The sequence below is a fragment of the Cyclobacteriaceae bacterium genome, from assembly GCA_025808415.1.
GTDB lineage: Bacteria > Bacteroidota > Bacteroidia > Cytophagales > Cyclobacteriaceae > UBA2336.
Map to the genome: position 1 here is coordinate 1,748,483 of CP075525.1, position 14,303 is coordinate 1,762,785.

7 protein-coding genes and 1 pseudogene are annotated in these 14,303 nt (G+C 44.0%); 1 reads left to right on the forward strand and 7 read right to left on the reverse strand.

Annotated elements, in window-relative coordinates; all coding sequences use genetic code 11:
• Positions 1 to 20 precede the first annotated feature (20 nt).
• The 7 genes and pseudogenes from KIT51_08225 to leuS all read right to left on the reverse strand — a co-directional run bounded on the left by KIT51_08225 (position 21) and on the right by leuS (position 11,636).
• Positions 21 to 742, reverse strand: a pseudogene (locus KIT51_08225) (MgtC/SapB family protein).
• Positions 743 to 1,016: 274 nt separating this feature from the next.
• Positions 1,017 to 2,879: a sulfatase-like hydrolase/transferase gene (locus KIT51_08230; protein UYN88216.1), complete on the reverse strand. Its 1,863-nt coding sequence runs from the start codon at positions 2,877 to 2,879 to the stop codon at positions 1,017 to 1,019.
• A gap of 283 nt (positions 2,880 to 3,162) precedes the next feature.
• Positions 3,163 to 3,522, reverse strand: coding sequence for a hypothetical protein (locus KIT51_08235; GenBank protein UYN88217.1), 360 nt, complete (start codon positions 3,520 to 3,522; stop codon positions 3,163 to 3,165).
• Between the two features lie 106 nt (positions 3,523 to 3,628).
• Positions 3,629 to 6,325 carry a magnesium-translocating P-type ATPase gene (gene mgtA / locus KIT51_08240; protein UYN88218.1) on the reverse strand — a complete coding sequence of 899 codons (2,697 nt, stop codon included), beginning with the start codon at positions 6,323 to 6,325 and terminating at the stop codon, positions 3,629 to 3,631.
• A gap of 370 nt (positions 6,326 to 6,695) precedes the next feature.
• Complete coding sequence (locus tag KIT51_08245; GenBank protein ID UYN88219.1) at positions 6,696 to 8,060, reverse strand: HAMP domain-containing histidine kinase; 1,365 nt, start codon at positions 8,058 to 8,060, stop codon at positions 6,696 to 6,698.
• Positions 8,060 to 8,740: a response regulator transcription factor gene (locus KIT51_08250; GenBank protein UYN88220.1), complete on the reverse strand. Its 681-nt coding sequence runs from the start codon at positions 8,738 to 8,740 to the stop codon at positions 8,060 to 8,062. Before KIT51_08250 ends, KIT51_08245 begins: the two co-directional genes overlap by 1 nt.
• A gap of 94 nt (positions 8,741 to 8,834) precedes the next feature.
• Positions 8,835 to 11,636, reverse strand: a complete 2,802-nt coding sequence (gene leuS / locus KIT51_08255; protein UYN88221.1) for a leucine--tRNA ligase — start codon at positions 11,634 to 11,636, stop codon at positions 8,835 to 8,837.
• A 119-nt stretch (positions 11,637 to 11,755) separates the two neighbouring features.
• Between leuS and KIT51_08260 the strand changes: the two genes are divergently transcribed.
• Positions 11,756 to 14,206: a carboxypeptidase-like regulatory domain-containing protein gene (locus KIT51_08260; protein UYN88222.1), complete on the forward strand. Its 2,451-nt coding sequence runs from the start codon at positions 11,756 to 11,758 to the stop codon at positions 14,204 to 14,206.
• Positions 14,207 to 14,303 lie beyond the last annotated feature (97 nt).

Consider the following 14,303-nt stretch of genomic DNA (forward strand, 5'->3'; position numbering starts at 1 on the left):
AATTCCTGAATATTCATCGGTTAATCGTTTTGCCGTCCATTTATTTCCCAGCTTACTTCCGTAACACCGTATTCTAAGGTGAGCACACCGGCCAGTTTCTCCATCTCTGCATCGTGCTTGCTGGTGGCAAATATTTCCGCTTCTACATAAGTGTAGGCCGGATTGCCGTTATCGCTGCTTTTAAGCGAACGCAATTGCAGGTGTTCATCTTTTTTAAGTATATTGAGAATCAGCACACGCAAATGGTTTTCAACCTGTTCTTTGCAGCGTATTTTAAAGGAGTAGTAGAACACACCTTGTACTCTTTTTCGAAGGGGAGCCTGCTCAGTTTCAGTCCCAATGGGCGCAAGGCAAGGTGTGTGAGCATGACTGCCCCCGCAACGATGGCCGACTCGGCAAAGAGCCCAACCCCGGCCAGTGCACCAACAGCAGCCGAGCACCAGATGGTGGCTGCGGTATTCAGCCCCTGGATGCTCATGCCGTCTTTCATAATTACACCGGCACCCAGAAAGCCTATGCCGGTTACAATCTGGCCGATGATGCGCGTAGCATCGCCTTTGTACACGCCATCATCAAACGAAGTGATTGAGAAGCTGATGAGTGTAAAAGCTGCTGACCCCAGCGATACCAGCGTATTGGTTCGCAGCCCTGCACTTTTCTGGCGCCACTGGCGCTCAAAACCAATGGCAGCACCCAATACGATGGCAAGTGTAAGGCGTAAGATGAAATCAAGTAAGGTCATGTTACTTTCAGTTTGTGCAAATCATTTCTTTCCTGCACACCCTGAAAGGGTCCGGCAGGTTAAGAAAAGTGTTTGCGGCTGTTACTTCGGGGACCTGAATCCATTTTTTATTGAACTTTTATCGGAACAAAACTAAAACAGCCTCACGCAAGAGGCTGTTAGAGACCTTTTAGAAAAAGATTAGAAATTTATTAGAGGCAGTTTACTGCCCTGTTAAATCAAAAAGCTGCCCATAAACAATGGGTGTAATGCCAGGTGCGGTTAAGGAAAAATTTCAACGCATTAAATTGTTCTTAAATGTATAGCTGGCTGTTTGGTACCAGGTGATGGCTTCAGTAACCACGCTTTCATCAAGTGCTTGCGGACGAGGATTAAGATTTTCATCCAGTACAAACGTTTCAACTTTTTGTTGGGGTGAAAGTATAACGAGGTTATTGCCTTTTATAAAGCCGAGGTTCTGGTACGTGCTGATGAATGCACGTTCGCGACCAGGCTCAAGTTTAAAGATGTCGTACCCTAAAAATTTTGTAGTGTACGAAAAATTCAAGAGTCCCAGAAGGGTTGGACAAACATCAATCTGGCTCATAAGCCGGTTCATTACCGCAGGCTCGATGTAGCCGGGTGAGTATACCAGCATGGGTATGTGATATTTGTTTACCGGTAATTCGGTTTTTCCGGCACTGGAGGCACAATGGTCTGCAACGATGACAAACAATGTGTTGTTAAACCATTTCTTGGCAGAGGCCTCTTTGATAAATTTTCCAATGGCATAGTCGGTGTACTTTACCGCCCCTTTCCGGTTGGTGTGGGATGGTATGTCAATCCGTCCCTCCGGATATGTAAAAGGCCTGTGGTTAGAGGTTGTCATGATATGGGCAAAAACCGGGTGCTCATCCGTAGTTTCATCAATTTCCCTGAGGGCAAGTGTAAAAAGATTCTCATCGGCCACGCCCCAGATATTTTCATAATCGATTTCTTCACTGCGCAACGATGACCGGTCAATGGCCTGATAACCGTTATGCTGAAAGAAATAATTCATGTTATCAAAATAGCCGTAACCACCGTAAATGAATTTACTTTTATAGCCCTTTTCATTGAACACCCTGCCCAACGAGAATAAGTTTTCATTATTGGGCCTACGTACAATAGACTGCCCCGGTACCGGGGGTACAGCAAGGGATAATGCCTCAAGGCCTCTTACCGTGCGTGTTCCTGTTGCATATAGGTTAGTAAAAACCAGGCTATGCTGTGCGAGCGAGTCCAGAAAGGGTGTCATGTTTTCATTGTTCCCGAAAAGTTTCATGAAATCAGCACTCAGGCTTTCCACACTAATAAGTACAACATTCATCCGCTTTTCTGGCAATGGACTGATAATGGTGCGTATTAATCCCAAACTATCGGCCGGTGAAAATTCAGCTTCCGGAGTTTTGATAAGTTCGTGAAACAATTTAAAATCCTTCTCCTTGTTAATGTGCTTGTAAAACCTTTCGTAATCCAATTCATTGTTGCGATAAGCCGCAAACAGTTCGTACATTCCGTTACCTGCCAACTCATTGGCATAGGCATTTGTACTGAAGTGATGCTGTGTGCTGGAAACGGAAATAAAAATTACAGTAAGGATAGTGATATAGAGCGCCATTAATTTTGTCCTCTTTAAAAAGGAGAGGTTATCGTTCTGGTAGGAATTTATTTTAGGCTTTAGGGCGATGATAATAACGAGTGCTGCCCCGATAACGGCCGAAAGTATCCAATATACTGGGTAAGATTGCTCAATGTTGCCGATTACTTCTGTTGTATAAACCAGGTAGTCTACCGCAATAAAGTTGAAACGGGTATTGAATTCGTCCCAAAAGAGCCATTCGGCAGCAGCGTTAAAGAGTAATATTGTTGTAAAAATGAAGAAGAGAATGTAAATCAAATAGCGATGCCATGGTTTATTAAAGATAGTACGCGGTACAAACCAAAAGTAAAGGGCAAGAGGAATGCAGAAGTAAGCAGCATTAACAACATCGTAGAATAAACCAATTGTAAATACCCCCAGCAGGTTACTGATTGTAAAGTCAAAATCTGTTGCAGACTTGCCGAGTAAGAGTATCCGGGTAACGGTAGAAATGAAGATCAGCAGTAATGCTACCATAAGAATTAATCCTGTTCGTTGTTTTTTTACTGCTTTTATAGAGTTGGTGTACATAAATTTTATAGAAGAAATGTGCTATGATTTATAAACTTTAATAGCCGGTAGCTATTTTTTACTTATTTCCCGGAAAGAAAAACCCGGAGATTGCCTTTGGCGCACCTTTCAGTTGAAGAGAAAATTTACGTTGTAAAGCTGTCCTAAATTTTGTCGTAGAGCTTACGAAATAAAATAATTTCTAGGTTGCTTCAGATAATTGAACCCTAACCGAAAGGTCAGGATTGAATCAAATGCGAAAAACTTCATAGCGCTGGAAAATACGGTGGTGGTAGTGGATCAGAAATTCCCAGTGAAATGGATTAATGAGTGAATGGGAATGTAAACTTGACAAGACAACAGGTGTCAGATTGAGGTCAGCAATTTTAAAACGGAAGGATTTCTTATACTGTTTATCACTTTTATTGGAGTCTTCTTCAGTTTTTTCGGCAAAAGCCAGGATATGATCTGAGTGCAACGGGTTATTTTTTGACTCAATGCTGGAATGCAAAAGGGTGCCATCAAGAAGGGTGTTTGAATTTGATGCGCAGGTAAGACCGGCACAGGTCATTATTATGGCCATGAAAACAAAGCCTTTCAGGGTATGCATATAATGAGTTGCACTACTTTAATTCGAAGTAAGTGAGAAAATGCTGAATAGCAAAACAAGGAATGTTTAACAGAAGTTCTTTCCAGGGTAAATAGAAACCTTTGCACTACAGCCATTGATGAAACCTACGGATGAACCATGCTTTTACGCCTTGTGTAAGCACACAATATGATAAAAGTATCGCAATTAGCCAGGTGAAATAGCTTAATGGCAACGGTTGCATTTTGAGCGCACCGGCAAGCGGGGAAAACGGAAGAAAAATTCCAACGGCCATTATGAAAAGGGTAGCCCACAGCACGGGCGTTGCTGCCCGGCTTTGAATGAAGGGGATCTTTTCAGTGCGGATCATGTGAACAATCAGGGTTTGTGATAGTAATCCTTCCACGAACCAACCCGATTGAAATAAGCTCTGGTGTTCGGGCGTGCTGGCGTGAAAAACAAAAAACAAAACTGCAAAAGCGGCATAATCGAAAACCGAGCTCACCGGCCCGATAAAAACCATGAAGCGTGCAATACCGGAAGAATCCCACTTCCTGGGCTTTTTAATGAACTCCTCATCCATCGTATCCCACGGGATAGACGCCTGCGAGAAATCGTAAAGTAAATTCTGCACAAGAATCTGTACAGGAAGCATGGGCAAGAAGGGCAGCAAAGCACTGGCCCCCAACACACTGAACATGTTGCCAAAGTTGCTGCTGGCGGCCATCTTAATGTATTTGATAATATTACCGAATGTCCTTCTTCCGTAGATCACACCTTTGCGAAGAACCATCAGGTCTTTCTCCAGCAAAATGATGTCGGCACTTTCTTTCGCTATGTCAACCGCGGTGTCGATGCTAATACCCACATCGGCATCGCGCAGGCTGGGTGCGTCATTAATGCCATCGCCCATGAAGCCAACTGTATGACCTTTTGCCTGCAGCGCCTTTACAATTCTCGACTTTTGCATGGGCGTGAGTTTGGCAAAAATAGTTACATCCTCAATTTTCGATTTCAGTTCCTCTTCCGTCATCTCTTCAAGGTCGCTGCCCAGCAACATATTGGTTACAGGGATGCCCACATCCCGGCAGATTTTTTTGGAAATCGTGGCGTTATCACCGGTTAGTACTTTAATGGTTACGCCCAATTCCTGAAGTGCAGCAATAGAAGGCCCGGCTGATGGTTTGGCCGGGTCGAGAAATCCGATAAAGCCGGCAAATGTCATGTTACTTTCGTCCGCTACCGAGTAGGTAGGTGGTCCGGCATTAAACTCACGGATGGCCACCAGCAATACGCGCAGCCCTTCTTCATTCAATTTTTGTGAAGTAGCCAATACCGTTTGACGCATCTGTTCATCCATCGGCAAAATTTCATCCCGTTCAATATGAAGTTGCCGGTCTTCGCCCGGGTCAAATGCATGGGTACAAACCGCCAACATTTCTTCTACAGCACCTTTGCAGATCAACAGGTGCTTCCGGTCTTTTTTCTCAAGGATGACCGACATCCTCCTGCGCGAAAAGTCAAAAGGGATTTCATCGATTTTTTTATAATCTTCCTGTGGGTTGAAGATTTCATGGAGTTCTTCACGCTTGTCAAGTATGGCAATATCCATCAGGTTTTTTAAACTGGTTTGGTGGAAGCTGTTGAGATAGGCCCACTTCAACACTTCATCATCGTCTTCGCCAAAAACGTTCAGGTGTTTGGTCAGTACAATCTTATCCAGTGTAAGCGTTCCCGTTTTGTCGGTACACAACACATTCATCGCCCCGATGTTCTGGATGGCATTGAGCCGCTTCACGATTACCTTTTCCCGGCTCATGTTTATAGCTCCCTTTGCCAGGTTGGTGGTTACGATCATGGGCAGCATTTCGGGTGTTAACCCAACCGCCACTGCGATGGCAAACAACAGCGCTTCCACCCAGTTTCCTTTGGAAAGCCCATTGACAAGGAAAACGATGGGAACCATTACCAGCATAAACCGCACGAGCAGCATGCTTACGTTGACTACTCCTTTTTCAAAACTGGTTTCGACAGCTCTACCGGTAATGGCTTTGCTGATAGAACCAAAGTACGTTTGATTGCCGGTAGTCACTACGATAGCCGTGGCCGATCCGCTCACCACGTTAGTGCCCATAAAGCAAAGGTTACTTAATTCAAGAATGGATTTCTTTTCTGCACCGTTAACGGGCCGATCGTTTTTTTCAACGGGCAGCGATTCACCTGTTAGTACCGATTCGCTGATAAACAGGTCTTTGGAGTGGATGATGCGGCAATCGGCTGGTACCATATCCCCTGCCGAAAGGGCAACAATATCTCCGGGTACAAGCTCACGGATATCTATTTCTGTTTTACCGGTATTTTTGCGGATAACCGTGGCGGTGGTTTTGACCATGCGTTTCAACTTTTCGGCTGCACGGTTGCTCCTGAATTCCTGGAAGAACCTGGTGAGGGAACTGAGCAGGATCATGATCAACACCACGATTATGGTTTTGTAATCCTGTTGTTCTTCGGGAACCAAAACCACATCCATAAAAAAAGTTACGGTAGCGATGGTAAATAATATAGCATTGAACGGGCTTATAAAAGCGTGCAGCAATTGCACCAGCCATGAAGGAGCTTTTTCGTGGATGATTGTATTGTGACCAATGACTTTTAGTTTTTCTTCTGCCAGTTCCCTGGTAAGCCCATCCACATCGCTTTGAAGAAAACTGAACAACAGATGGTTTTCGATATGGGCAATACTTTTTAGCGGGATGAATTTCTTGTCATCCGAGGAGGACTGTGTGGTTGTTTTGAGGATGCTGTCTCTGACGCTATGTTCCAAGTGTTACCCCTTAATTGGTGCTTTTCTAGTGTCAATCAATTTTTGAAATAAAACTGTCTTCCTTTTGGGGAAATTTGCTCGACCTTAAATCCATATTGAAGTATTTCCTTTTGTGATTCAAAAAAGAGTGATCTATTGAAACCGGCAATCTACTTAACATCATCAAAAAGGCAGTTTAATGGATTGACAGCCACTTTTCTTAGTATATTTACGCGGTGCATCGTATTTACTCATTATAACTTTCTTTTGAATTTGAAGATAATAAATATAGGTTTCTGAACCCGATGGTTTATCCAAGATGGTTAGCGAACTGATTTTTCGCAAGGCAATTGTTTTGGAAGAGCAGAATAAGTAGGAGATCAGTGCAGATTTAATTATGATGCATCTCAACTGCAAATATGGTTCCCGAACCACGTTCAGATTCCACCACTATTTTACCTTTGTGAAGCTGTATAATTTTTTGGGTCAGGTAAAGTCCGATGCCGTTACCTTCCGCTACCGTTTTATTTTCTCCACGGTAAAACGGGGTAAAGATTTTTTCTAAGTCGTGTGAAGAAATTCCAACACCTTTATCCGAAAATTTTAATACGATCGAATTATTTTTGAAGTAAACGGAAACATTGCTTTGTTTATCAGTTGAAAATTTACAGCCGTTTTCAAAGAGGTTGGCAAAGGCAGTTTTTAAAAGGTACTCGTTTCCGGGCAATGTGATTTCATCCTCGTTGCCGCTTTCCGAAAAATGAATATCAATTTTATAATGCGGATTAGCCAGTTGAACTTGTTGCCGGGCATCCAACAGGATTTCATCAATGCGAATTTGTTTAAAGGAAATTTCAGAAGGGTCGTAACTGGCTTTGGCCAGGTCAAGCAAACTGTTTGATAAACGCGCTAATTTTTTGGCATCGCCTAACGCATTTTGAAAGGCCGATTTATACTCATGTGCAGTACGCTCACCGGTAGTTGCCAACTCCAACTCGGCAATAATAGCGGCCAGGGGCGTTCGCAGTTCATGCGAAATATTGGAAACGAAATGTTTTTGGGCATCAAATGAATTTTCCAGGCGGCTCAGCATTTCGTTGAACGTATTTGCCAATTGAGCCAGCTCGTCTGTGTTTCCGTTGCTGCTCAACCGTAAGTCCAGGTTTGTCGCGGAGATTTTGCGCGCCTTTTCGGTCATTTCCTTAACGGGTTCAAAGGCTTTTTTGGAAAAGAAGCGGCCTGCTATATAGATGAATAATATGGCGATGATGAAAACAACAATACTGTCACGCAGCAAGCCAGTAAGTTTGCTGTACCCATATTGGTCGTACGCAGCAGCGGTGATGATGTAGATTTTTTCTTCATATTCAAAGCGCAAGCCGATAACCTGCCAGTTTTGCTGATAAAATTGTATTTCGCCCTTGTTGAAAATTTCGTTAATCATGTCGGGTGTTTCTTTAACAAAGTCGATGTCTACCGCATCATGATAAAGTAGATTAAAGTCTTTATCATAAATAGCTACTTCAACTTCATTGAGTATCTGGCGGTTGCTGCGGTAAATATTTTGTAAGGTTGTAGCATCTGTCTTGGCGCTCAAAAACAGGTTGGCTTTGGTTATTGCTTCCCGTTTCAATACGACATAAAATTCCTGTTCACGGGTTTCCTTAGCCGAATAGTAAATAACGGAAGCATAGGCCAACAGGATGCCGGCCGTAATGGCGGTAAACAATAACGTGAGTCGTGTTCTGATCTGCATTATTCAGCCTTCAGTATAAAGCCCATGCCCGACTTGGTATGAATAAGTTTTTTATCGAATTCCTTATCAATCTTTTTTCGCAGATAATTAATGTACACATCAATAAAATTTGTACCTGTATCAAAATGTGTATTCCATACCTTCTCGGCAATTTCTGTTCGCGACAAAACCCGCTCAGGGTTTGAAAGCATGAAATGCAGCAGGTTGAATTCCTTGGGGGTAAGGCTGATTTCTGTTTGGTCCCGCTTTACGATTTTGGTGTGGAGGTTCATTTCAAGATCGGCATAGGTTAAAACGTGGGTCGCATTACCGGTTGTTTTGCTGTTTCGCTTTAGCAACGCACGAATACGCACTAATAATTCACGCATTTCAAAAGGTTTTACCAGGTAATCATCCGCCCCGGCATCGAAACCCTCCACTTTGTCATCGGTAGTTCCTAAGGCTGTTAGCATGATAATCGGCACGTGTGGCTTAAGCCGGTTTATTTCTTTGCACACTTCGAGCCCGCTTAATTTTGGAAGGATAATGTCTGTTATCACCAGGTCATAATCGTGTTGTGACACGAGTTTTTTTCCCGCAAGGCCATCGTAAGCCACAGTGGTTTCAAAGCCCTGTTCGTCCAGCCCTCTTTTTATAAGTTCTGAAACCCGCGCATCATCCTCTATGACCAGAATTTTCATGGGTGCAAAGGTATTCAATGCAACCATCACAGAAAATGCAGGTCAGGGATATACCTGAAGCTGCAGCAGAATCTCTGAACCTGGTTTTTACCCGTTAAACTACCACATTCACAATCTTGCCGGGCACCACAATAACTTTTTTGGGTGGCTTGCCTTCGGTCCATTTGGTTACGGCCTCCGATGCCAGTACCAGTTTTTCAATGTCTTCCTTCGGCATGTCAAGGGCGAATTCCATTTTGGTGCGCACCTTGCCGTTGATGGAAATGGGATACTCGAACGAACTTTCTTTCAGGTACTCATCATTAACGGCAGGGAACTTCGCTTTCAAAATGGAATTCGTATGGCCCAGTTTTTCCCACAGCTCTTCGGTAATGTGCGGGGCGTAAGGGGCGAGGGCAATGACCAGGGGTTGCAGGATTTCTTTCTTATTGCACTTCAACGAGCCCAACTCATTTACACAAATCATGAACTCACTCACGGTGGTGTTAAACGAAAAGTTGTTGATGTCCTGTTCAACTTTCTTTAACGTTTTATGAAGTACTTTTAATTCATCGCGTGCAGGGGTTGCATCGCTCACATTCCAGTTACCTTGTGCATCATGGAACAGGTTCCAGAACTTACGCAAAAATTTAAAGACACCATCAATGCCGTTGGTGTTCCAGGGTTTACTTAACTCCAAGGGCCCCAGGAACATTTCGTATAAACGCAAAGTATCGGCACCATAGTTGGAAATAATGTCGTCAGGGTTAACAACGTTGTGCTTCGACTTTGACATTTTCTCTACTTCTGAACCACAGATGTATTTTCCGTTTTCCAGGATGAACTCCGCATTTGCAAAATCGGTTCGCCAATTTTTAAAGCCTTCAATGTCGAGCACATCGTTATCCACAAGGGTTACATCTGCATGTAAAGCGGTTGTTTCGTACCCGTTTTTCAGGTTCTTTGAAACGAACTTATTTGTGCCATTTATTCTGTAAACAAACTTTGACATGCCTTGTATATGCCCCTGATTAATCAACTTTTTAAAAGGCTCCTCTTTACTAACATAGCCTAAATCTTTTAAGGCCTTGCACCAGAAGCGCGAGTACAGCAAATGCCCGGTGGCGTGTTCACTGCCGCCCATGTACAGGTCAACATCCTGCCAGTATTGCTCAGCTTCCCGAGAGCAGAAGGCATCATCATTCTGCGGATCCATATACCGGAACCAATACCAGCTTGAACCTGCCCAGCCGGGCATGGTGGTAAGTTCATACGCATGGCCGTTGTAGTTCCAGTTCTTTGCCCTGGCCAACGGTGGCTCACCGGTTTCGGTTGGTTTATATTCGTCAATTTCAGGCAGGGTAACGGGCAAATCTTTTTCCGCTACCAGTTTTGGAATGCCATCTTTAAAGTAAACAGGAAAGGGCTCGCCCCAATAGCGCTGCCTGCCGAAAATGGCATCGCGCATGCGGTAGTTCACTTTGCCCTTACCAATTCCTTTTTCTTCCACAAACTTAATCCCGGCTTCAATGGCTTCATTAACGGTAAGCCCGTTCATGAAACCGGAGTTGATGATTTGTGCATCCCAGCTAACAAAGGCTTCTTTTTCAACGCTGGGGCCTTCAACCACCTGCACAATGGGTAAACCAAAGTGTTTCGCAAACCGATGGTCGCGTTCATCATGACCGGGAACCGCCATAACAGCACCTGTACCGTAACCGGCCAAAACATAATCCGAAATCCAGACAGGAATGCGCTCGTTGTTAAACGGATTGATGGCGTATGCGCCCGTAAAGGCACCGCTTACGCGTTTCACTTCGCTCATGCGCTCGCGTTCGCTGCGGTTTTTTGCTACTTCAACATAGGCGTTTACTTCGTTGCGTTGCGCCTCGGTAGTGATTTTATCCACGAGTTCATGTTCGGGCGCCAGCACTAAAAATGTAGCGCCAAAAATAGTATCGATGCGCGTTGTGAATACTTCAATCCTGAAGGTTGAATGTTGAATATTGAATTCCAACTGTGCGCCTTTGCTCTTTCCAATCCAGTTGCGTTGCATTTCTTTCAAAGGCTCCGGCCAGTCGATCGCATCCAATCCGGCAAGCAACCGTTCGGCATAGGCCGAAATACGCATACTCCATTGCAGCATTTTTATACGTTCAACCGGGTAGCCGCCACGCTCGCTCACACCATCTTTCACTTCATCGTTTGAAAGTACGGTGCCTAACGCGGCACACCAGTTTACCATGGTTTCGCTTTGGTAAGCTATTCGGTAATGTTGCAGAAAGCTCTCCTTTTCTTTTTCATTAAAGCTATTCCATTCATCGGCCGTAATAATAGGTGTATCGTCATCGCACGCTGCTTGAATACGCTGATTACCGTTATTCTCTAATTCAGCAACCAATGTATTGATGTGTTCTGTCTTTCCTTCTATTGACAATTGGCCATTGGCTATCGGCTTTTTGTTGTACCACGCATTAAACAACTGCATGAAGATCCATTGTGTCCATTTGTAGTACTTAGGGTCGCAGGTTTGTACTTCACGGCTCCAGTCGTAAGAGAAACCGATTTGCCTGAGTTGACGCTTATAGGTTTCGATATTCCTGGCGGTGGTAATGGCGGGATGCTGACCAGTTTGGATGGCGTATTGTTCTGCCGGAAGGCCAAAGGCATCAAAGCCCATGGGGTGCAGCACATTGAAACCTTTTAAGCGCTTGTACCGCGATACAATATCAGTGGCAATATAGCCGAGGGGGTGCCCCACATGAAGTCCGGCCCCTGAGGGGTAGGGGAACATATCCAGCACATAGTACTTTGGCTTTGAGGGGTCAGTTTCTACTGTATAGATTCCGCCCTTTTCCCATTTATCCTGCCATTTTTGCTCAATGCGTCTGATCTCTTCTTTGCTGTATTCGGCCATTACAATGCTTTACTTTTGTTAGAACCCGCAAAAATAAGCCAATCCATTAAATAGCACCATTTAGCATCTTAAAAATACAGGAGGTGTAATTTATGGGCTGACTGATATACTAAAGGCTTATGCGATGTTTATGGATCATTCTTTTCGGGGCTGCAAGCCTGGGTTCATGGGCACAGCAGGTATTACGGGGTAAAGTAGTTGATAGCCTCCGGCTTGAGCCTGTGGCTTTTGCCAACCTCATCCTGGATGATGGCGTAAGTGGGACCACCACAAGCATTGATGGGCACTATGAACTGCGGTTACCCGCGGGTTACTCCGGTAATATCCTGCTTTCGCATGTAAGCTATAAACGCAGGCAAGTTACTATTGAATTTCTGCAGCAAAATGCAGTTGTAAGGTTGGTGCCCGGCTTAACGGTACTGCAGGAACTTGTTTTTGTTGCCGGTGAAAACCCGGCCTTGCGCATTGTTCGCGAAGCGGTTAAAAACAGGAAATTACACGATCCGGATAACCTTGAATCGTACGCGTATCATTCCTATAACAAATTTGTGATCAAGCCCAGCGAAGTTGATTCAGCTTACCTTATAAAATTAAATGGGTTTCGCGCTAAGGCGGATACCACAACGTTAACCAAATCCGAAAAGGAGTTTCTTCAGTTTGAGAGCCTTGCTGAAAAAATGCACCTTTTCATGACCGAATCAGTAACCGAGAAAAAGGTTATCAACCCAAATCGCGATAAAGAAACACTGCTCGCTTTTCGTGCTTCGGGTTTTAAAAGCCCGCTGTTTGCCAATGTGGCCACCGACTATCAGCCATTTTCTTTTTATAAGGACATCATCTCTTTGCTGGGAAAAGATTTTTTAAACCCGATCAGTAAAAACTCTGAAACCCGCTATAATTTTTACTTAACCGACACCACATTTTTTGAAGCCGATACCGTTTACATCATTCAATACGAACCTAAAAAAGGAAAATTGATCAACGGTTTGAAAGGCATGGTTTCAATCAGCACCGATGGCTATGCAATAAAAAATGTAATTGCCGCTTCGGCCGATACGCTAGCCTTAACCGGAATATTGATACAACAGCATTACAATAAGGTGGATGGTAAATGGTTTCCTGATCAACTCAACACCGACATTTATTTTAATGATCTGAAAATAGCCGACCGGTATATGATGGCGCAACACCGCAGTTTTATTCGCGATGTTAAAATCAATCCTGAGTTAAAACGCTCTTCATTTGGCGATATAAAAGTGGATTTAACCATTCCGCAACCCCAGCTTAATGATGAGTTGCTCAACCGGTATAGGAACGCACCTATCGACATGAAGGAAGCCAGGACTTACACCACGCTTGATTCGGCCATGGCACGTATAAAGTGGATAGATAAATTTTTAAATGCTGCGGCCACACAGGCCTGGCCATTAGGTTACTTCGAAGCGGATCTGACAAAACTTATGCGCGTAAATGTTCATGAAGGATTGCGTTTGGGTACCGGTTTATATACCTCACCCATGTTTTCAACATGGTTGAGACTGGGTGGGTATGTAGCCTACGGATTTAAAGATAGGGAAGTTAAGTATGGTGCTGATGTGCGCTTTACGCTGAATGCCAACAAAGATGTTTATCTGCAGGCGGCTTACAGAAATGATATTTACGAAACCGGTTATTCGCACGAAACCGAAAACCAGAATTTGCTTGTGCCGGCCGATCGTTTTCGCAAGCTCTTAAGTTCGCGCTATGATCAAACAGAGGCCTTTCGGTTGGAAGCTGGTGCAAAATTGTTGCCCAGGCTCAACGCGTTGATCTACTCAAGCCGTGTTGAAATTAATCCAACCTATAACTACGAGCTTACTTTTAAAGGAGAAAACCTGGCAGTTTTTAATCTCTCCGAAGCAGGGGTAACCTTACGGTATGCAGGCCGTGAAAACTTTACCCGGCTGGCCGGTAAGAAAATTTTTCTAGGAAGGGAGTGGCCATTTATTTCGGTAACCTATGCCCGCACAAATTCTTTATTTGGCGCGCAGGATTTTGCCTACAATCGTTACGAATGGGTTTCACGGTTTCAGCTAAAGCACCGCCCAAAGGGCATAACACGGTTGGCGGTATACGCGGGTATGATAGATGGTATAGCACCCTACGGACAACTCTATACCGGCCGTGGTGCACGTGAAGTTACCGGAGCCTATGTTGATGGGTTCTTTCAAACCATGGACCTGTATGAATTCACCGCATCACAATATGCTTCTGTATTCTTTCATCATAATTTTGGTAGCTTCTTGTTTGATACCCAGTATAGCAAGCCCGAACTTGTGTTGTATCAGCATGCGGGCATTGGCCTCTTAAAGTACAGGCAATCCCACAACTTACCTGACTTTGCTTTAACTGATTTTCGTAAAGGTTTCTATGAATCTGGTGTTGGTTTGAACAACCTTATTCGTTGGAAGTATGCCAACGTAGCTTATTATGGGTTAGGAGGAAGTGTGTTTTATCGTTATGGACCCTATCAATTGGACCAGCCATCTAAAAATTTCGTGTTCCGGCTTACTTTCAATATTGTTTTTTAACCATTCTGGCAAGTTTTCACGGTAAGCCAAAAACAGTTCAGTATAAGGTTCCTACAATTCATCCGGTAAACACAACAATCGGGTAACTCTTTTTCGA

Coding starts and splice junctions, on each gene's coding strand:
- KIT51_08230 (UYN88216.1), bottom strand. CDS start 2,879: ATGGTAGCATTACTGCTGATCTTCATTTCTACCGTTACCCGGATACTC.
- KIT51_08235 (UYN88217.1), bottom strand. CDS start 3,522: ATGCATACCCTGAAAGGCTTTGTTTTCATGGCCATAATAATGACCTGT.
- KIT51_08245 (UYN88219.1), bottom strand. CDS start 8,060: ATGCAGATCAGAACACGACTCACGTTATTGTTTACCGCCATTACGGCC.
- KIT51_08250 (UYN88220.1), bottom strand. CDS start 8,740: ATGAAAATTCTGGTCATAGAGGATGATGCGCGGGTTTCAGAACTTATA.
- leuS (UYN88221.1), bottom strand. CDS start 11,636: ATGGCCGAATACAGCAAAGAAGAGATCAGACGCATTGAGCAAAAATGG.
- KIT51_08260 (UYN88222.1), top strand. CDS start 11,756: ATGCGATGTTTATGGATCATTCTTTTCGGGGCTGCAAGCCTGGGTTCA.